Origin of the sequence: Lichenifustis flavocetrariae (assembly GCF_026130545.1) — a bacterium.
Taxonomy (GTDB): Bacteria; Pseudomonadota; Alphaproteobacteria; order Rhizobiales; family Beijerinckiaceae; genus Lichenihabitans; species Lichenihabitans flavocetrariae.
Genome location: NZ_JAMOIM010000021.1, coordinates 39,234 through 58,392, shown reverse-complemented (window position 1 = coordinate 58,392; position 19,159 = coordinate 39,234). Strand labels below are relative to the sequence as shown.

The following is a 19,159-nucleotide window of genomic DNA, read 5'->3' as shown; positions in this document are numbered from 1 at the left end:
TCTGGAAACACTCTCTTAACCTTAACGGGGCTTCAATGGGGATGGTGGTTCGACGGCCCGGCCGGTCGGCCATAGTTCGTTGACCCCCATGGGAGCCCATGTTATCCCAAATCATCCCGTTGAGTGGAAACCGCTGCGGTTTTTCTTCCTTGCTGCGCCGTCCGGCGCGGCAAGCGGGTGCGTGCGAGTTGCCTAAGGGACAGATTGCCGGAGACCGTGCTGGACCTTTTTTTATCCAATTTCACCAACAAGTTGGATGCAAAAGGTCGAGTGTCGATTCCGGCCTCATTTCGGGGAGTGCTCAACCGCGACGGGTTCGAAGGTCTTTACGTGACGCCGTCGTTCGAAGCTCAGGCTGTCGACTGCGGCGGCCATGCGCTACTGCAGGAAATCGAAACCTTGCTGGCTCCGTTCTCGACGGGCTCGCACGAGTGGGAAGCATTTGCGGCGACGCTGTATGGCCAAAGCGAAATTCTGAAAGTCGACGGAGAGGGGCGCATCGTGGTGTCGGAAGGGATCAGGTCCCATGCCGGAATCGCGAACGAAATCACCTTCGTGGGCATGGGGCGGAAGTTTCAGCTTTGGGAGCCTGGTCGCTTCCAAGCGTATCTGGCCGAGGCCAAAGGCCGGGTGCGCGAAGCGAGGAAGCAATTGGGCTCTCCTGGCCAGCCAGCGGAGCGGTTGCAATCAGAGGTACGGAAATGATGGGGAGCGGTAACGGGTCTCAACCACCGGTTACCGGCGGACCTGCTCCCCATCATCCCGTCCTGCTTCCAGAGGTTCTGACCGCCCTGGCGCCGCAAACAGGCGGCATCTATCTCGATGGGACGTTCGGCGCCGGCGGCTACACGCGCGCCATCCTGGCCCATTCCGGCGTCCATGTAGTCGGGCTCGACCGGGATCCGACCGCGAAGCAAGCTGCCGCATCCGTTGCAGCCGACTATCCCGACACATTCACGTTTCGGCAGGCCCGGTTCGGAACGCTTCACGACGTCGTTCATAGCCTCGACCGCCCGTCCCTGCAGGGTGTGGTTCTCGATATCGGCGTGTCGTCCATGCAGCTCGACCAGGCGGAGCGCGGCTTCTCGTTCCGGGTCGACGGGCCGCTCGACATGCGGATGGAGCGCGACGGGCCTTCCGCGGCCGACATCGTCAACGGCGCCGACGAGACGACGCTCGCGTCGATCCTGTTTCACCTGGGCGGGGAGCGCGACTCCCGCCGCATCGCCCGCGCCATCGTGGCCGACCGCGTCGCCACCCCGTTTCTCCGGACCCGTCAGCTGGCCGAACTGGTCGCCAGGATCGTCCGGGGATCGCCTAAGGGGATCCATCCGGCGACCAAGACATTCCAGGCGCTTCGGATTGCGGTGAACGACGAGTTGGGCGAATTGCTCATGGGGCTCGAAGCCGCCGAGCAGACCCTCGCACCGGGCGGCGTCCTCGCCGTCGTCACGTTCCATTCACTCGAGGACCGCCTCGTGAAGCGCTTTTTGACACGCGCCGCCGGTCGTGGCGCTGCGGGATCGCGCCACCTGCCGCAAGCGCAGGCGCCGGCCCCACCAAGTTTCACGCTGCCGAGCGGGCAACCTGTGCTGCCCAGCGCGACCGAGGTCGAGCGGAACCCAAGAGCACGCTCGGCCAAGCTTCGCTATGCCATTCGCACCGAAGCTCCGCCGCTCAAACCCGATCCCGAACTTCGGAGCCTGATCGGCCCCAACCGCACAGTGACGGAGCGCTGACCCCCCATGTGGCGCTTCCTCAACATCTTCGCGGTCCTCGGCCTCGTGGCGTCGGCCGTCTACGCCTATACGGTGAAATACGAGACAATCCTGTTTGCCGAGCAGATCCTCAAGGTGAAGCATCAGATCGTGGCCGAGCAGGACGCCATCGACCGGCTCAGGGCCGAATGGGCGTTACTGACACGGCCCGAGCGCCTGCAGGTGCTGGCGGAAAAGAATCTCGGCCTGAAGCAGCTCTCGCTTGATCAGATCGTGCAGGTGGCCGACTTGCCGGAACGCCCCCCGAAGGTCGACTCGATCGGTCGCAAACTCGACGATCTTGGCCTGGGTGAGCCCACCAACACGCCGCGCGATCGTCACGCGGCCGGCAGTGCCGCCACCCCGTCTTCAGGACATTGAGCCATGACGCCTGAAGACAACGTTCAACCCATCGAGCCATCCGCGCCGCTGTCGGGCTCCCTTGGAGCCCGCTGCCGACGTTTTCTCGGCAGCGTCATGAGCACACGGCTCGACAAGAGCGGGTCGCGCCTGAAGGTGATCGGCGCGGCCTTCATCGCCGTCTTCCTGGCGATCGACGGCAAGCTGATCATGCTCGGTGTGGCGCCCGAATCGGCTCCTGGTCTCAAGCAGGCGGCAGCCGAAGCCCTGTCGAGCGCGCGTCCGGACATCCTCGACCGCAACGGCGCCATCATGGCGACCGACCTCAAGACCATGTCGGTCTTCGCCGAACCTCGGCGCATCATCGACAAGGATGAAGCCGTCGAGCTGCTGACCGCCGTCCTGCCGGACGTCGACGCAAAGGAACTGCGGACCCGCATCGGCTCGCGTAAGGGGTTCGTTTGGGTCAAGCGCGGGATTACCCCCGAACAGCAGCAGGAGGTCTTCCGACTGGGCCTGCCCGGCGTCGGTTTCGTGCCCGAGAACAAGCGCATCTACCCGAACGGGCCGGTCGCCGCCCATGTGCTGGGCTTCACCAATCTCGACAACCAGGGCATTGCCGGCATCGAGAAATATATCGACGGCCAGGGTCTTGCGGATCTGCACGGCGCCGGTTTCAACCTGTCGCGCTCCGACCTGAAGCCGATCATGCTTTCGATCGACCTCAAGGCCACCCATGCGCTGCGGGACGAGCTCGCCGAGGGCGTCGCCCACTTCAAGGCAAAATCAGGTGCCGCCGCCATCATGGACGTCAATACGGGCGAGGTCATCGCTTTCGCGTCCCTGCCCGACTACGACCCGAACAATCCCGTCGAAGCGCTCGACCCCAACCACATCAATCATCTGACGGTCGGCACCTATGAGATGGGCTCGACCTTCAAAGCCATCTCCATCGCCATGGCGTTGGAAGCCAACAAGGTGACCCTGAAGAGCAGCGTCGATGCGCGCGACAACCTGCGTTATGGGCGCTTCACGATCCATGATTTCCACGCCACCCACCGCATTCTGACCGTCCCGGAGGTGTTCACGCATTCGTCGAACATCGGCACGGCCCGAATGGCCATGATGGTGGGCGTGGAAGGACACAAGGCCTTCCTGCGCAAGATGGGCCAACTCGACCGGCTGCGGACGGAACTACCCGAAAACGCCATGCCGATCGTGCCCCGAAACTGGAGCGAGCTGAACACGATCACCATCGCGTTCGGCCAAGGCCTCAACGTCGCGCCACTGCAGGCCATGATGGCGGTCGCGGGCCTCGTCAACGGCGGAACCCTGCTGACGCCGACATTCCTGAAGTCCGACACTGACGATCGGCGGGCGCAGGGAATACGGGTGGTCCGGCCCGAGGTCTCGGAAAGCTTGCGCTATATCATGCGCCTCAACGCGACCATCGGTTCGGCCAAGAAGGCCGACATCCCCGGCTACTTCGCTGGAGGCAAGACCGGCACGGCCGACAAGATCATCCACGGTCATTATGCCAAGGACCGTGTGTTCACGACCTTCATGTCGATCGTGCCGTCCGACAAACCCAAATACCTTTTTCTGGTGCTGATGGACGACCCGCAGGCGGTCGAAGGCACCTTTGGGTACCACACGGCCGCTTGGAACTCGGGCGAGGTGGCGGGCAAGATCATGGAGCGCGTCGCACCTCTCCTCAATCTGCCACCGAGCATCGAGATGCCGAAGGAGCCGTTCCCGCTGGTCGCCAAGCTCGGCATCGGCATGAACGACGTGCTCCGATGAACCTGCGCGACCTCCTGCCAGCCGCGGCCGTCGTGCCTGGCGTGGCCACCACGCCGGTCGGCGGCCTTGCGCTCGACAGTCGGACGGTCGCGAAGGGCGATCTCTTCTTCGCCGTGCCGGGCGTCAAGGCGGATGGCCTCAGCTTCGTGCCGCAGGCGGTGCATCGGGGCGCTGCGGCCATTATCAGCGAAAAGGCGGTGCCCGGACTCGATCCAAAGATCTCCGCCCTCGTGGTGCCGGACGTCCGCATCGCCCTGGCTGAGGCCGCCTCACGCTTCTACCCGCGGCAACCGGACACGATCGCGGCCGTGACGGGCACCAGCGGCAAGACCTCCGTGGCCGCGTTCGTGCGGCAGATCTGGTCGCGGTTGGGGCATCAGGCGGCATCGCTGGGCACGGTCGGGCTGGTCACGCCTTCGGGCGAGAGCAAAGGCGCCCTGACGACTCCCGACACGATCACGCTGCATAAGACGCTCGACGCCGTCGCCCGCGAGGGCGTGACGCATCTCATCCTCGAAGCGTCCTCGCATGGTCTGGACCAGCACAGGCTGGATGGCGTTCGGTTGTCGGCCGGCGCCTTCACCAATCTGTCGCGCGACCACATGGACTACCATGCCACGGTGGCCGACTATCACGCGGCCAAGCTGCGCTTGTTCACCGAGCGACTTGCGCCCGGCGCTTTCGCCGTCATCGACATCGACAGTGAGGCCGGCCAAGCGACCGCCGAGGCCGCTGCGGCGCATGGCCTGCAGGTGCTGACGGTTGGCCGGACCGGACGGAGCTTGCGACTCGACCTCGCGGAGCCGGATGGATTCGCGACACGCCTCGTGGTGACGCACGAAGGGCAGGCCTTCCCCATCCGTCTGCCGCTTGCAGGCCTGTTCCAAGTTCAGAACGCGCTGGTGGCGGCCGGCCTCTGCATCGCCACGGGCGGCGAGCCAAGAGTCGTCCTGGCCTCGCTGGAGCACCTGGAAGGGGCGCCAGGGCGGCTTGAACATGTCGGCACACGGCGTGGGGCTCCGATCTTCGTCGACTATGCCCACAAACCTGATGCGCTTGAGAAGGTTCTCGAAACGCTGCGGCCCTATGCGACGGGCCAACTCGCCGTCGTGATCGGCTGCGGAGGCGATCGCGACCCCGGCAAGCGTCCCCTGATGGGCGCCATCGCGACACGGCTCGCCGATCGGGTGATCGTGACCGACGACAATCCGCGCTCCGAGGCGCCGGCCACCATCCGGGCCGCCATCATGGCCGAAGCGCCGGGCGCGATCGAGATCGGCGACAGGGCCGAGGCGATCGCGGCAGCCATTGCGGCCCTCAACGCGGGCGATGTTCTTGTCGTGGCCGGCAAAGGCCACGAGACGGGCCAGATCGTCGGGCAGACCGTGCTTCCGTTTTCCGATCACGCTACCGTCAGAGAGACGCTCGAAAGGCTTGAACCATGACCGAAGGGCCTCTCTGGTCCGGCCTCGATCTCGTCGCCCGCTTGAATGCCCGTGTCCGCGGCCTCGTGCCCGACGGTGTCGGCGGCATCTCGATCGACACCCGGACGCTTCGGCCCGGGGATCTGTTCTTCGCCATCAAGGGTGAGAACAGCGACGGGCACGATCACGTTGCAGCGGCGCTCGAGAAGGGGGCGGCCGCGGCGGTCATTGACGAAGCGCACGCGGACGCCTTCGGGCAGGCAGGGCCTCTGTACATCGTGCGTGATGTGCTTCCTGCGCTGGAGGATCTCGGCCGCGCGGCGCGCGGGCGCATGGACGGTCGGGTCATTGCCGTCACCGGATCGGTCGGCAAGACCAGCACCAAGGAAGCGCTTCGCGACGTGCTCTCCACCGTGGGGGCTACGCATGCTTCCGCGGCCTCCTACAACAATCATTGGGGCGTGCCACTCACGCTCGCCCGCATGCCTGAGGACACCCGCTTCGGCGTCTTCGAGATCGGCATGAATCATGCGGGGGAAATCACGCCGCTCGTCGCCATGGTCCGGCCCCATATCGCCATTGTGACGACTGTGGCGCCGGTTCACCTCGAATTCTTTTCAGGCGTGGAAGCGATCGCCGACGCCAAGGCCGAGATCTTCTCGGGTCTCTGGCCCGGCGGCCTCGCGATCATCAATCGCGACGACCCCACATACGACCGCACGCGCTGGCATGCCGAAAACTCGCCGGCGCGTCACATTCTCTCGTTTGGCGAACACGCGCAGGCGGACGCCCGGCTGGAGGCGCTCACCCAGGTATCGGACGGATCGCTGGTCAAGGCCGAGGTGCTCGGCCAAGTGGTGAATTTCCATCTCGGCGCCCCGGGAAAGCATCTCGCGCTGAACGCCCTCGCGGTTCTGCTGGCCGCCAAGGCGGCCGGCCTTGACCTTTTTGCCGCCGCCTCGACGCTGGGCCGCGTCAAGGCCGGCCCCGGCCGTGGAGCACAGAGCCGAATCGAAACCGGCCGGGGCGCTTTCACGCTAATCGACGAAAGCTACAACGCCAATCCGGCCTCCATGCGAGCCGCCCTCGACCTGCTCGGCTCGACGATGCGGGGGCTCAGCAGCCGTCGTATCGCTGTCTTGGGCGACATGCGCGAACTCGGTCCGCAAGCGCCGGCCCTCCATCGCGATCTCTTCAAAAGCGTGCGCGACAATGACGTCGATCTCGTCTTCGCGGTCGGCCCTCTGATGCGCGAGTTGTTCGACGCCCTCCCGTCGAAGCTGCAGGGCGCCTGGGCCGAAACGGCCGACGAGATCGCCGCAGGTCTGTTCGACGTGATCCTGCCCGGCGATGTCGTCATGGTGAAGGGCTCGAACGCGAGCCGCATGGGTCCCCTGGTCGCATCGCTGAAGACACGCTTCAGCCTGCCGGTCGAAGCTTGAGAGCGCCGCGATGTTGACCTGGCTGACCGAACTCGCGCCCTATTTCAGCGCCCTCAATCTCTTTCGCTATCTCACCTTCCGGACGATCTGCGCCACGGCCACGGCGGCTCTCTTCGTGTTCTTTTTCGGTCCGGCCATCATCGCTTCCCTGCGTCTCAAGCAGGGCAAGGGACAGCCCATCCGGCTTGATGGCCCGCAGTCGCACCTCTTGACCAAGAAGGGCACCCCGACCATGGGGGGCTTGATGATCCTCTCCGGCGCGGTCGTGTCGGCCCTGTTGTGGGCGAATCTGCGCAGTCCCTATGTTTGGATCGTGCTTCTGGTCACGCTCGGTTTCGGCATGATCGGCTTCTACGACGACTTCCTGAAGGTCACGAAGCAAAGCCACAAGGGCTTCTCGGGCAGGTTGCGCCTAGCCCTCGAAGCCCTCATCGCCGCGGTCGCCTGCTGGGCCATGATGGCGGTCGGCCCGACCAACACCACCGGCCTCGCCCTGCCGTTCGTCAACGGCTACGTGATCGATCTCGGCCTGTTCTTCATCGCGTTCGGGGCCTTCATCATCGTGGCGGCCGGCAATGCTGTGAACCTGACCGACGGGTTGGACGGGCTCGCCATCGTGCCCGTCATGGTCGCGGCAGCCACCTTCGGGCTCTTCGCCTATTTCACCGGCAATTCGCTGTTCTCGTCCTATCTCGGGATCAACCACGTGCCGCAGACCGGAGAACTCGCGGTCGTGGCCGGCGCGGTCATCGGGGCCGGCGTTGGGTTCCTCTGGTTCAACGCGCCACCGGCCCAGATCTTCATGGGCGACACGGGCTCGCTGGCGCTCGGTGGCTTCATCGGCACCACCGCGGTGGCGATCAAGCACGAGGTCGTCCTCTGCATCGTCGGCGGCCTGTTCGTCGTCGAGGCTCTCTCGGTCATCGTGCAGGTCATGTCCTTCAAGATGACGGGCAAGCGCGTGTTCCGCATGGCGCCGATCCACCATCACTTCGAACAGCTTGGCTGGTCCGAACCGCAGATCGTGGTCCGGTTCTGGATCATCTCCTTCGTGCTCGCCCTGATCGGCCTATCCACCCTGAAAGTCCGGTGACATGATTCCGGTCTCCTGCTTCGCCGGCAAGCACGTCGCACTCTTCGGGCTCGGAGGCTCAGGCTTTGCCACCGCAGAGGCGCTGCGGGCCGGCGGCGCGCGTGTGGCCGTGTGGGACGACAACGAGGCGGCCCGAGGCCGCGCGGCGGCGGCCGGTCATGACGTGGTCGATCTCGCGCAAGCCGACTGGTCCGCCTATGCGGCTCTCGTCCTGTCACCGGGCGTGCCGCTGACCCATCCCGAGCCGCACTGGACCGTCAAACAAGCCCGCGCGGCGCGGATCGAGATCATCGGTGACATCGAACTCTTCTGTCGCGAACGCGCCAGGATCGCCCCCGGCGCCCCCTTTTTCGCCATCACGGGCACCAACGGAAAATCGACCACCACGACTCTCCTGGCGCATCTGCTGCGATGGCTCGGCCGGAATGTGGAGATGGGCGGCAATATCGGCACGCCGATCCTGGCCCTGCAACCTCCCTCCCCCGATCGCTGGCACGTCATCGAGCTCTCGACGTTCCAGATCGACCTCACGCCGAGCCTCCGCCCGAGCGTCGGCATCCTGCTCAACCTGACGCCGGACCACATCGATCGCCACGGCAGCATGGAGAATTATGCGGCCATCAAGGAGCGTCTCGTGGCGCGGGCGGACCGGTCGATCATCGCGATCGATGATCCCTACTGCGCTGCGATCGCCGACCGGCTCGCCGCGCGAGGGCAGAGTGTGACCCGCGTTGCGACCGTCGCTCGCGACATCTCCGACGGCCTGACGCTCGACGGGACGCGCATCATGCTGCATGTCGGCGGGCGGACGCCCTATCCGCTTGCCGATCTCACCGGGATTTCGAGCCTGCGTGGCCGCCATAACGGCCAGAACGCCGCGGCCGCGATTGCGGCGCTGAGCCCGCACAGCGAGATCGACGCTCATCTTCAGGCGGGCCTCGTCGCCTTTCTGGGCCTCGCCCACCGCATGGAGCAGGTCGGCCAGCGTGGCCGGGTGCTCTTCGTCAACGATTCTAAGGCCACCAACGCAGACGCGGCCGAGCAATCGCTCAAAGCCTTCCGGTCGATCCACTGGATTGTTGGCGGCGTCGCCAAGGAAGGCGGTCTCACCCCGCTGGCCCCCTTCTTCGGGAATGTCGCCAAAGCCTATCTGATCGGCAAGTCGGAAGATGAGTTCGCCGCGGCGCTCGATGGTCGCTTGCCTTACGTGCGCTGTGGCACGTTGAAGGTGGCGATCCAGGCTGCGGCAAGCGACGCGGCGCAGAGTGAGGCGGACGAGCCGGTCGTGCTGCTCGCACCGGCTTGCGCGTCCTACGACCAATTCCGGAACTTCGAGGAGCGTGGCGACCGGTTCCGCGCCCTCGTGACCGCCCTGCCCAACGAGGCCCCCGCATGATCTCGCGTGCCGAACGGTCGACCTTCTCGCGCTGGTGGTGGACCATCGACCATATGTTGTTGGCCGCGATGGGGCTGCTGATGATTCTCGGCATCGTGCTGGGCCTGGCTGCGAGCCCCGCTGTCGCCGAGCGAATCGGTCTCTCGACCTTCCATTTCGTCAACCACCAAGTGGCGTTTCTTATTCCGGCCATGCTGGTGTTGCTCGCGACCTCGTTCCTGTCGCCGCGCGATGTGCGCCGGGCGGCCCTTCTGACCTTCGTGCTCGGCATGGGCCTCATCGTCGTCGCCCTGCTGTTCGGCCATGAGGTGAAGGGATCGAAGCGCTGGATCTTCGGCGTTCAGCCTTCCGAATTCGTGAAGCCTGCCTTCGTGATCCTGGCTGCCTGGGCCTTTTCGGAAGGCGCCAAGCGGCGTGACGTTCCGGGCAACACACTTGCGGTCCTGCTGCTGCCCGTCACCATCGTGCCACTCATCCTGCAGCCGGATTTCGGGCAGACCATGCTGGTCTCGCTGGTCTGGGCGTGCCTGTTCTTCATGGCCGGGTTGCATTGGTTCTGGGTGGGCGGCATCGGCGGCGCTGGAATGTCGGGCGTGTTTCTGGCCTACAAGCTCGTTCCGCATGTGCGCAGCCGCATCCTCCACTTCATCGACCCGAGCAATGGCCCAGGTGCCACCGACACATTTCAGGTCGACACGGCGGTCGATAGTTTCGTCAACGGCTCCTGGTTCGGGGTCGGCCCCGGCGAAGGCACGTTCAAGCGCATTCTGCCCGATGCCCACACGGATTTTGTCTTCGCCGTGACGGGCGAGGAGTTCGGTCTCGTGGCCTGCATGCTGCTCGCCGGCGTCTTCGCCTTCGTGGTGCTGCGCGGATTGACGCTTGCCGGGCGCAACCCCGACCCATTCTGCCGCTTTGCGGCCGCCGGCCTTGTGATCCTGTTCGGCGTGCAGAGCTGCATCAACATGGCGGTGAACCTGCGCCTGATGCCCGCGAAGGGCATGACGCTTCCCTTCATCTCTTATGGCGGATCTTCCGTGATCTCGCTCGCGCTCGGCATGGGCTTTCTCATCGCGGTCACGCGAAAGCGACCGCGCGCGGCCTTGACCGACATTCCGCTGAAACCGCAGCGCGCATGAGGGTGCCCGATCGCGACAGGCCGATCCTCCTCGCAGCCGGAGGCACGGGCGGGCATCTCTTCCCGGCCGAAGCGCTCGCGCGCGCGCTGTCGGCACGCGGGCTTGCCGTGGAACTGATGACCGACACGCGCGCCCTTGCCTATGCGGGGTCCTTCCCGGCGCGTGCGGTCCATGCAGTGCCGTCTGCGACGCCATCAGGCCGGTCCGTTCTCACCAAGGCCAAGGCCAGCCTGCAACTTGGCCTCGGGACTCTGAAAGCCTGGCGCCTGCTCGGTACCATTCGGCCCCGCGTCGTGGTCGGCTTCGGCGGTTATCCCACGGTGCCGCCCCTCGTGGCGGCATCCTGGCGCCGCGTGCCGGTGCTGCTGCATGAGCAGAATGCCGTGATGGGACGCGCCAACCGCTTTCTGGCGCGCCGGGCCACCCAGATCGCGACCGGCTTTCCACACCTTGGCAAGGCTGGCCCGGAGATCACCGCCAAGACCACCCATACCGGCAACCCCATCCGTCCCGCCGTGCTGGCCGCCGCCGAACTTCCCTATCCGCCACTGGAAGACGGGCTCCTCCGCCTCCTCGTCACCGGCGGCTCCCAAGGCGCCCGCGTCATGGCCGATGTCGTCCCGCCCGCACTGGTGTCGCTCCCCGCCGATCTCCGCGCCCGGCTGCGCGTGGTCCAGCAGGCCCGTGGTGAGGACGAGACACGGGTTCGCGGCGCTTATGAGAACGCCGGTATCGCAGCCGAAGTCGCGCCCTTCTTCGCCAATCTGCCCGAACGGATCGCCGAAGCCCATCTCGTCATTGGCCGCTCCGGCGCCTCGACAGTCAGCGAGCTCGCCATCATCGGTCGCCCGTCGATCCTGATTCCCCTGCCCGGCGCGCTCGACCAAGATCAGGCCGCCAATGCGGCCATCCTGGGCGATATCGGGGCAGCGGCCGTGGTTCCGCAGAAGGATTTCACCCCGAAGCTCCTCGCCGACGAACTTCAACGCTGCCTGGCCGACCCAAGTCACCTGCCCGAGCGCGGCGCGGCTGCCCGTCGGGTCGGGGAGCCGCGCGGCGCCGAGCGGCTTGCCGATCTCGTCATGCTTCTGGCAAAGGACGCGATCGAATTGCAGGAGACACGTCCATGAAGCTGCCGCGCGAGCTCGGCCCCATTCATTTCGTCGGCATCGGCGGCATCGGCATGTCGGGCATTGCCGAAGTCCTGGCGAACCAGGGTTATCGCGTCCAGGGATCGGATGCGGCAGAAGGCGCGAACCTCAAGCGGTTGCGCGACAAGGGCGTCACCTGCTTCGTCGGCCATCAGGCCGAGAACCTTGGCGAAGCCGAAGTCGTGGTCGTCTCCACCGCCATCAAGCGCGACAATCCCGAGCTCATCGCCGCGCGTGAGAAGCGTCTCCCGGTGGTGCGCCGTGCCGAGATGCTGGCCGAACTGATGCGGCTGAAGCAGTGCGTCGCCATCGCGGGGACGCATGGCAAGACCACGACCACCTCGCTCGTCGCCACCCTGCTCGACGCCGGCGGCTTCGACCCGACCGTGATCAACGGCGGCATCATCAATGCCTACGGCACCAATGCGCGCCTCGGCGAAGGCGACTGGATGGTGGTCGAGGCCGACGAGAGCGACGGCACCTTCCTGAAACTTCCGGCCGATGTCGCGATCATCACCAACATCGATCCCGAGCACCTCGACCACTTCAAGACCTTCGACGCCATCAAGGACGCCTTCTTCACCCTGGTCGAGAACCTGCCGTTCTATGGCTTCGCGGTCATGTGCCTTGACCACCCCACGGTGCAAGAGCTCGTCGGCCGGATCGAGGATCGCCGGGTCATCACCTACGGCGAAAATCCGCAGGCCGACGTGCGTCTGCTCGATGTCAACCTCGAAGGTGGCGTATCGCGCTTCAACGTGCTCATCCGCGACCGGGCCACGAGTGCGGCCACCTATCTCGAAAACGTCCTCATGCCGATGCCAGGGCACCACAATGCCCTGAATGCCACCGCGGCCATCGCGGTCGCCTATCAGCTCAAGATGCCGGTCGATGCCATTCGCAAGGCCCTCGCGTCCTTCGGCGGCGTCAAGCGGCGGTTCACCCGCACGGGCGAATGGAACGGCGCGGCCATCTTCGACGATTACGGCCACCATCCGGTCGAGATCGCGGCCGTGCTGCGCGCGGCACGCGCCTCGACCAAGAACCAGGTCATCGCGATCGTGCAGCCGCACCGTTACAGCCGTTTGCAATCGCTGTTCGGTGACTTCTCGACCTGTTTCAACGACGCCGATGCCGTGATCGTCGCCGATGTCTACGCGGCAGGCGAGCAGCCGATCGAAGGCATCGACAAAGACCATCTCGTGGCCGCCATCAAGGCGCACGGGCACCGAGCCGTCCAGGCGCTGGCCTCGGCCGCGGACCTCCCGGGCCTCGTGAAGGATCTGGCCAAACCCGGGGACTATGTCGTGTGCCTCGGAGCCGGCAACATCACCCAATGGGCCTATGCCTTGCCGGAGCAGCTGGCGGCGGCCGTATGACCACGCGCGACCTCGCGGGCGATCTGCGACGGGCCGTGCCGGGCCTGCGTGGCGCGCTCGTGGGCGCGGCGCCGCTCGCGCCGTTCACCTGGTTCAAGACAGGCGGGTCGGCCGAGGCACTTTTTACTCCGGCCGACCAGGACGATCTCGCCACCGTTTTGGCCGCTGTTCCACGGGAGATCCCGGTCACGGTGATCGGGCTCGGTTCGAATCTGATCGTGCGCGACGGAGGTGTCCCAGGCCTTGTGGTCCGGCTTGGCAAGGGCTTTTCTGAAATCCACGTCGATGGCACCCACATCCGCGCGGGTGCCGCGGCTCCCGACGTCAAGGTGGCACGCGCGGCCGCCGACGCAGAGATCGACGGCTTCGCGTTCCTCCGCGGCATTCCCGGGTCGATCGGCGGCGCCTTGCCGACCAACGCCGGCGCGCACGGCGGTGACATGGCCGCCATTCTGGTCGAGGCACACGGGGTTGACCGGAGCGGCGGGCCTCGGACCTATTCGCGCGACGACATGGGCTTCTCGTACCGGCATTGCGCCGTGTCGCCCGACGTGATTTTCACCCATGTTCTTCTGCAAGGCCGCCACGGCGATGCCGAGGCGATCCAGGCCGAGATGAACAAGGTCACGGCCGCTCGCGAGGCGTCGCAGCCGATCCGCGAAAAGACCGGCGGCTCGACCTTCGCCAATCCCCCCGGCCATTCGGCCTGGAAGCTGATCGACCAGGCGGGCTGCCGCGGCCTCACGCGCGGCGACGCCCAGGTGTCGCCGATGCACACCAATTTCCTGATCAATCGCGGCGCCGCGACCTCGGCCGACATCGAAGGACTCGGCGAAGAGGTGCGACGACGGGTGAGAGAGACAAGCGGCATCGAGCTCAGGTGGGAGATCCGTCGGATCGGAATCGCATGAGCTTTTGGTATTCGTCCCCCTGCTTACCAACGCGCCTCCCCTTCGCCCGTGTGCACGGGAGAAGGTGGCCCTCGCGTCAGCGAGGGTCGGATGAGGGGAAACGCGGCGCCAAGAATCCCCTCATCCGCCCTGCCGGGCACCTTCTCCCGCTCACGCGGGGGAAGGAGTCAAAAGGCCCATCATCAATTTTAGTCCCCAACCGCAAGAGCACATCATGACGAAACACGTTGCTGTCCTGCTCGGTGGCTGGTCGGCCGAGCGGGAGGTGTCGCTCCGGTCCGGCGCGGCTTGCGCCAATGCGCTTGAGGGCGAGGGCTATCGCGTCACGAGGATCGATGTCGACCGCTCGATCGGCGACGTCTTGACCGACCTCAAGCCGGATGTCGCCTTCAACGCGCTGCATGGGCGGGTCGGTGAAGACGGGACGATCCAAGGCATCCTCGAAGTGTTGCGCATCCCCTACACGCATTCGGGCGTGCTTGCCTCGGCGCTGGCGATGCAGAAGGACAAGGCGAAGGTCATCATGGCGGCGGCCGGCGTCCCGGTCGCCCACGGTCTGACGGTGAGCCGCTTTGCCGCAGCCCGCGAGCATGCGCTCGCCCCGCCCTACGTCCTGAAGCCCGTGAACGAGGGCTCATCCGTGGGTGTCATCATCGTCCAGAAGGACCGCAGCCATCCTCCTCAGGAATTATTAAGACCTGACTGGGCCTACGGCGACACCATTCTGGCCGAAAAATTCATCGCAGGACGCGAGCTCACGTGTGCCGTGATGGGCGATAAGGTGTTGGACGTTATCGATATTCTGGCGTCCCACGCGAGCTTCTACGACTACGACGCCAAATATGCACAGGGCGGCTCGGTCCATGTTCTCCCGGCTAAACTTAAAGGAAATATTTACCAAAATGTCCAAGAGTTGGCACTGAAGGCGCATCGAGCGCTGGGATGCCGCGGCGTAAGCCGCACCGACCTCCGATATGACGACACGCCGGGTGGGACCGGCGAGCTCATCGTCTTGGAAGTCAACACGCAGCCCGGCATGACGGAAACGTCACTCGTGCCCGAACTCGCGGCGCATGCCGGGTTCTCGTTCGGTGGGTTGGTCAGATGGATGGTGGAGGACGCCTCGTTGGATCGGTAGGTGTCGCGGGGAGCCTGCTCCTCGTCGACCCTCCCGGACGCTTGCGCCTTCCGGCCTTCGCGTTTCTCGGCAAAACCGACCGGACTCAGGCGCGACCCGCCGGTCGTTTCCGCGAGCCCCGCTTCACGGAACGGGCTTTGTCGCGGCATTGGCCCGCCATGGCCTTCGTGATCGGCGTCCTGGCGTCGAGCGCCCTGTACGGAGCTCGCGTCGGTGGCGAGTATGACGCCTTCGTCAGCCACTACGGCACGCCCGCCGATATCGCGGCACGCCTCGCCGGGTTCGAGATCGACACGGTGACGATCTCCGGCATCGATCAGTTGAACCGCCAGGAAGTGCTCGACGCCTCGGGCGTCAGCGAGCGGAATTCCCTTCTCCTGCTCAACGCCGCTGAGGTTCGCAACCGTCTTGAGGCGGTGCCGCTCGTGCGCGACGTCGCGGTGCGCAAGCTCTTCCCCAACAGCCTCTATTTCGACATCACGGAACGCAAGGCCGCCGCCATCTGGCAGAAGAACGGGCAGCTCTCGGTCGTGGCCGCCGACGGCGTCGCGATCGATGAAGTGCATGATGCCCGCTTCAACGCGCTGCCGTTCATCGTCGGCCCCGCGGCCAACGAGCACCTCAAGGAATTCACCGATCTGATCGACGCGGCCGGCGACCTGCGCGATCGGATCAAGGCGGGCGTGTATGTGGGTGAGCGGCGCTGGACGCTGCAGATGGACACCGGGGTCGAATTGATGCTGCCGGAGGTCGACCCGAAGGGCGCCCTCGCCCAATTCGCCAGTCTGGAACGTGAGGCGAAGCTTCTCGACAAGGACGTGCTGACCCTGGATCTGCGCCTGCCCGGCCGGATCACGGCACGTCTCTCGGAAGATGCCGCCGCGGCCCGCGCCGCCATGCTGGCCAAGCGACCCAAGAAAGCCATGACAGAATGATGCCTCGGCGGATGCGTCCGATCTCGGCCCGCAAGAGCACGATCCTCTGCGTGCTTGACATCGGTTCGTCCAAGATCGTTTGCCTGATCGCGCGGCTGGCGCCGATGGAAGCCTCCGACATGCTTCGGGGACGAACCCACCGCTGCCGCATCCTCGGCATCGGCCACCAACGCTCGCGCGGCATCAAGGGCGGCGCCGTCGTCGACATGGATGAGGCCGAGAAAGCGATCCGGTTGGCCGTCGACGCAGCCGAGCGGATGGCAGGGGTCGAAGTTTCGAGCGTCGTGGTCAATGCCACGGGCGGGCGGCTGTCTTCCCAGCATTATACGGCCAAGATCGGGATCGGCGGCAAGGCGGTGTCGGATTACGATGTCGGCCGTGTGCTCGAAGCGGCTTCGGCCACCACGGCCCGCCAGGGTCGTGCGGTCCTGCATTCGCTTCCGACTGGTTTCTCGCTCGACAGGACGCGCGGCATCCGCGACCCAAAGGGCATGATCGGTGACGAGCTCGGGGCCGACATGCACGTACTCGGCTGTGATGCCGCCGCGGTGCGCAACCTGATGCTGGCCATCGAGCGCTGCCATCTCTCAATCGAGGCCATCGTGGCGACGCCTTACGCGGGCGGCCTCTCGGCTCTGGTCGACGATGAGGCGGAGATCGGCGCGACGTTGATCGACATGGGCGGCGGCACCACCTCGACCGGTGTCTTCGAGGGCGGCAACCTCACCCACGTCGATGCCTTTGCGGTCGGCGGCAATCACGTGACACTCGACATCGCACGCGGCCTCACGACGCGGATGAGCGACGCCGAACGTTTGAAAACCCTGCACGGCACCGCGATCGCCGCGACCTCGGACGATCGCGAGATCATCTCGGTCACCCAGGTCGGCGACGATGCGGACCACTCCAACCATGTGCCGAAATCGCAGCTCGTGCGCATCGTCAGGCCTCGCATCGAGGAAATCCTGGAACTGGTGCGCGACCGATTGCAATCGGCCGGCTACGCGATGCAGGGGCGCCGCGTCATCCTGACCGGCGGTGCGAGCCAGCTGACCGGTGTCGCAGAAGTCGCACGACGGATTATTTCGCCGCATGTGCGCATCGGGCGGCCCTTGGGGATTCAAGGATTGCCCGAATCAGCAAAGAATCCAGCTTTTACGGCAGCCGTGGGACTTCTGATCTACCCCCAGTTTGCTGGCGTGGAGCATTTCGAGCCACGCGGTGCGGTCGTCCAACAGGCGACCGGCACCGACGGGTACATGGGCCGTGTCGGCCGCTGGCTGAAGGACAATTTCTGACCATGCGCACGACTTCCCCTCCGGGGTCAGCCCAAGGCAAGCCATCCCGGGCACGATGCCCGGCACATCACTGCGGATCCATTGGCCAGAGCGGACTGGCCGGCGAGTTGACGAGAGGCCAACGATGAGCATCAACCTGAAAGTGCCCGGATTGCGGGAATTGAAGCCGCGCATCATGGTGTGCGGCATCGGCGGCGCCGGCGGCAACGCGGTCAACAACATGATCGTGTCGGGGCTCGTCGGGGTCGACTTCATCGTGGCGAACACCGACGCCCAGGCGCTGACGAGTTCGCGCGCCGAGCGCATCATCCAGATGGGTCTGCAGGTCACCGAAGGCCTCGGAGCCGGCTCGCAGCCGGAGGTCGGCCGCGCCGCCGCCGAAGAGGCCATCGAAGAGATCCGCGACCATCTCGCCGGTGCCCACATGTGCTTCGTGACCGCCGGCATGGGCGGCGGCACCGGAACCGGAGCCGCACCCGTGATCGCCCGCACCGCACGGGATATGGGAATCCTAACCGTTGGCGTCGTGACGAAACCGTTCCAGTTTGAAGGCCAGCGTCGCATGCGGGTCGCGGAAGCCGGCATCAACGAGCTGCAGAAGGCCGTCGACACGCTGATCGTGATTCCCAACCAGAACCTGTTCCGCGTCGCCAACGAGAAGACCACCTTCGCGGATGCCTTCTCGATGGCCGACCAGGTGCTCTATTCGGGCGTCGCCTGCATCACAGACCTGATGGTGAAAGAAGGCCTCATCAACCTCGATTTCGCCGACGTGCGCGCCATCATGCGCGAGATGGGCAAGGCCATGATGGGCACCGGCGAGGCATCCGGCGACAAGCGCGCCATCATGGCCGCCGAGGCCGCCATCGCCAATCCGCTGCTCGACGAAGTCTCGATGAAGGGCGCACGCGGCCTCCTCATCTCGATTACGGGTGGCAACGACCTCACGCTCTATGAAGTCGACGAAGCCGCAAGCCGCATCCGCCAGGAAGTCGATGACGACGCCAACATCATCCTCGGCGCCACTTTCGAGCCGAGCCTCGATGGCATCGTGCGCGTGTCGGTGGTGGCCACGGGCATCGATCAGCCGCTGAACAACAAGGATGGCAGCGCAACCGAGTCGCGAATCGCCGAAGTGGCGTCGCGGTTGCGGGCCCAGACCGCGGCGCGCCAGGTTGAACTGCCGGCGCCTGCCCCCGCGCCGGTGACCGAGCATCCGGCCTATCACGAGCAGGCCGCGGCGCAACTGCAGCACTATAACCTCGCGCCGCAGGCCCACTACGCGCCGCCTCCTCCCTTGCCGAATGACGTCGAAATCCATGCTGTCCAGCCGAAACCCGCAGTCTACGCGCCTGCCGCGCCGGCTCCGGCGCCTCGCACGGATGCCACCGAGAACGGACCCTTCGTGCCACCGATGCCCGTCATGCCGCAGCGCGGCCAACGCATGCCGCAGGTCGAGGACCTTCCTCTTCCAGTGCAGAACCAGATCCGTTCGCAGCGTGGCGAGATGCCTGCCGACAATAGCCCCGCCGAATCGAAGCGACGCACGCTGCTGGAGCGGTTGGCCTCCTTCGGTATGAGCAGGCAGGATGAAGCCGGTCAGTCGAAACCGACCCAGCCGCAGGGACGTGGGCACGGCATGGTGCAAGCTCCACCGCCCCAATTGACCGGGCACACCTACGGACACCATCAGGCACCGCCCGCGGCGAGCCACGCGGACTATGCGAAGCGGCCTCAGGCTGCCGGAGTGGCTCGCCATGTGGCGCCGATCGACCAGCACGGGCGACAGGCTCCGGTGTCGCGTCACGCCGATGATGACCAGTTGGAGATTCCCGCGTTCCTCCGCCGGCAGTCGAACTGAGACTTTCCGGATACACTTGTGAAAAACTTAGCGCCCGCCTTCGCGGGCGCTTTTTTATTCCATTGACTGCTG

At 65.6% G+C, this 19,159-nt stretch carries 16 protein-coding genes; all 16 read left to right on the top strand.

Annotated elements, in window-relative coordinates:
• Positions 1-219 precede the first annotated feature (219 nt).
• The 16 genes from M8523_RS24320 to ftsZ all read left to right on the top strand — a co-directional run bounded on the left by M8523_RS24320 (position 220) and on the right by ftsZ (position 19,087).
• A complete protein-coding gene (locus M8523_RS24320; protein WP_282587535.1) occupies positions 220-705 on the top strand; it encodes a division/cell wall cluster transcriptional repressor MraZ in 486 nt (161 codons plus the stop codon).
• Positions 705-1,739 carry a 16S rRNA (cytosine(1402)-N(4))-methyltransferase RsmH gene (gene rsmH, locus M8523_RS24315; RefSeq protein WP_345894293.1) on the top strand — a complete coding sequence of 345 codons (1,035 nt, stop codon included), beginning with the start codon at positions 705-707 and terminating at the stop codon, positions 1,737-1,739. The genes M8523_RS24320 and rsmH overlap by 1 nt, the downstream gene beginning before the upstream one ends.
• Before the next feature lie 6 nt (positions 1,740-1,745).
• Positions 1,746-2,138, top strand: coding sequence for a cell division protein FtsL (ftsL, locus tag M8523_RS24310; RefSeq protein WP_282587499.1), 393 nt, complete (start codon positions 1,746-1,748; stop codon positions 2,136-2,138).
• A 3-nt stretch (positions 2,139-2,141) separates the two neighbouring features.
• Positions 2,142-3,920: a peptidoglycan D,D-transpeptidase FtsI family protein gene (locus M8523_RS24305; RefSeq protein WP_428351205.1), complete on the top strand. Its 1,779-nt coding sequence runs from the start codon at positions 2,142-2,144 to the stop codon at positions 3,918-3,920.
• Positions 3,917-5,365 (top strand): UDP-N-acetylmuramoyl-L-alanyl-D-glutamate--2,6-diaminopimelate ligase, encoded by a 1,449-nt coding sequence (locus tag M8523_RS24300; protein WP_282587498.1) that lies wholly within the window; start codon positions 3,917-3,919, stop codon positions 5,363-5,365. Before M8523_RS24305 ends, M8523_RS24300 begins: the two co-directional genes overlap by 4 nt.
• Complete coding sequence (locus M8523_RS24295; RefSeq protein ID WP_282587497.1) at positions 5,362-6,786, top strand: UDP-N-acetylmuramoylalanyl-D-glutamyl-2,6-diaminopimelate--D-alanyl-D-alanine ligase; 1,425 nt, start codon at positions 5,362-5,364, stop codon at positions 6,784-6,786. The genes M8523_RS24300 and M8523_RS24295 overlap by 4 nt, the downstream gene beginning before the upstream one ends.
• 10 nt (positions 6,787-6,796) lie before the next feature.
• Positions 6,797-7,879, top strand: coding sequence for a phospho-N-acetylmuramoyl-pentapeptide-transferase (gene mraY / locus M8523_RS24290; RefSeq protein WP_282587496.1), 1,083 nt, complete (start codon positions 6,797-6,799; stop codon positions 7,877-7,879).
• 1 nt (position 7,880) lies between these two features.
• Positions 7,881-9,275 carry a UDP-N-acetylmuramoyl-L-alanine--D-glutamate ligase gene (murD, locus tag M8523_RS24285; protein WP_282587495.1) on the top strand — a complete coding sequence of 465 codons (1,395 nt, stop codon included), beginning with the start codon at positions 7,881-7,883 and terminating at the stop codon, positions 9,273-9,275.
• The gene (locus M8523_RS24280) at positions 9,272-10,414 is read left to right on the top strand and encodes an FtsW/RodA/SpoVE family cell cycle protein (protein ID WP_282587494.1); all 1,143 of its coding nucleotides are present in this window, start codon (positions 9,272-9,274) and stop codon (positions 10,412-10,414) included. The genes murD and M8523_RS24280 overlap by 4 nt, the downstream gene beginning before the upstream one ends.
• Positions 10,411-11,544 (top strand): undecaprenyldiphospho-muramoylpentapeptide beta-N-acetylglucosaminyltransferase, encoded by a 1,134-nt coding sequence (murG, locus tag M8523_RS24275; protein ID WP_282587493.1) that lies wholly within the window; start codon positions 10,411-10,413, stop codon positions 11,542-11,544. The genes M8523_RS24280 and murG overlap by 4 nt, the downstream gene beginning before the upstream one ends.
• Positions 11,541-12,944 (top strand): UDP-N-acetylmuramate--L-alanine ligase, encoded by a 1,404-nt coding sequence (gene murC / locus M8523_RS24270; RefSeq protein WP_282587492.1) that lies wholly within the window; start codon positions 11,541-11,543, stop codon positions 12,942-12,944. Before murG ends, murC begins: the two co-directional genes overlap by 4 nt.
• Entirely contained in the window at positions 12,941-13,855 is a 915-nt protein-coding gene (gene murB, locus M8523_RS24265) for a UDP-N-acetylmuramate dehydrogenase (RefSeq protein WP_282587491.1), read from the top strand. Before murC ends, murB begins: the two co-directional genes overlap by 4 nt.
• A 214-nt stretch (positions 13,856-14,069) precedes the next feature.
• Positions 14,070-14,993 (top strand): D-alanine--D-alanine ligase, encoded by a 924-nt coding sequence (locus tag M8523_RS24260; protein ID WP_282587490.1) that lies wholly within the window; start codon positions 14,070-14,072, stop codon positions 14,991-14,993.
• On the top strand, positions 14,960-15,928 hold the full coding sequence (locus M8523_RS24255) for a cell division protein FtsQ/DivIB (RefSeq protein WP_282587489.1): 969 nt from the start codon (positions 14,960-14,962) through the stop codon (positions 15,926-15,928). The genes M8523_RS24260 and M8523_RS24255 overlap by 34 nt, the downstream gene beginning before the upstream one ends.
• Before the next feature lie 11 nt (positions 15,929-15,939).
• Positions 15,940-17,226 (top strand): cell division protein FtsA, encoded by a 1,287-nt coding sequence (gene ftsA, locus M8523_RS24250; RefSeq protein WP_282587488.1) that lies wholly within the window; start codon positions 15,940-15,942, stop codon positions 17,224-17,226.
• A gap of 124 nt (positions 17,227-17,350) precedes the next feature.
• Entirely contained in the window at positions 17,351-19,087 is a 1,737-nt protein-coding gene (gene ftsZ / locus M8523_RS24245) for a cell division protein FtsZ (protein WP_282587487.1), read from the top strand.
• Positions 19,088-19,159: the final 72 nt, after the last annotated feature.

Bases quoted from the DNA above. Each gene is read 5' to 3' on its own strand.
- murG (WP_282587493.1), top strand. From the start codon at position 10,411: ATGAGGGTGCCCGATCGCGACAGGCCGATCCTCCTCGCAGCCGGAGGC.
- M8523_RS24280 (WP_282587494.1), top strand. From the start codon at position 9,272: ATGATCTCGCGTGCCGAACGGTCGACCTTCTCGCGCTGGTGGTGGACC.
- murD (WP_282587495.1), top strand. From the start codon at position 7,881: ATGATTCCGGTCTCCTGCTTCGCCGGCAAGCACGTCGCACTCTTCGGG.
- M8523_RS24295 (WP_282587497.1), top strand. From the start codon at position 5,362: ATGACCGAAGGGCCTCTCTGGTCCGGCCTCGATCTCGTCGCCCGCTTG.
- rsmH (WP_345894293.1), top strand. From the start codon at position 705: ATGGGGAGCGGTAACGGGTCTCAACCACCGGTTACCGGCGGACCTGCT.
- ftsZ (WP_282587487.1), top strand. From the start codon at position 17,351: ATGAGCATCAACCTGAAAGTGCCCGGATTGCGGGAATTGAAGCCGCGC.
- M8523_RS24255 (WP_282587489.1), top strand. From the start codon at position 14,960: ATGGATGGTGGAGGACGCCTCGTTGGATCGGTAGGTGTCGCGGGGAGC.
- murC (WP_282587492.1), top strand. From the start codon at position 11,541: ATGAAGCTGCCGCGCGAGCTCGGCCCCATTCATTTCGTCGGCATCGGC.
- ftsL (WP_282587499.1), top strand. From the start codon at position 1,746: ATGTGGCGCTTCCTCAACATCTTCGCGGTCCTCGGCCTCGTGGCGTCG.
- murB (WP_282587491.1), top strand. From the start codon at position 12,941: ATGACCACGCGCGACCTCGCGGGCGATCTGCGACGGGCCGTGCCGGGC.
- M8523_RS24305 (WP_428351205.1), top strand. From the start codon at position 2,142: ATGACGCCTGAAGACAACGTTCAACCCATCGAGCCATCCGCGCCGCTG.
- M8523_RS24300 (WP_282587498.1), top strand. From the start codon at position 3,917: ATGAACCTGCGCGACCTCCTGCCAGCCGCGGCCGTCGTGCCTGGCGTG.
- ftsA (WP_282587488.1), top strand. From the start codon at position 15,940: ATGCGTCCGATCTCGGCCCGCAAGAGCACGATCCTCTGCGTGCTTGAC.
- M8523_RS24260 (WP_282587490.1), top strand. From the start codon at position 14,070: ATGACGAAACACGTTGCTGTCCTGCTCGGTGGCTGGTCGGCCGAGCGG.
- mraY (WP_282587496.1), top strand. From the start codon at position 6,797: ATGTTGACCTGGCTGACCGAACTCGCGCCCTATTTCAGCGCCCTCAAT.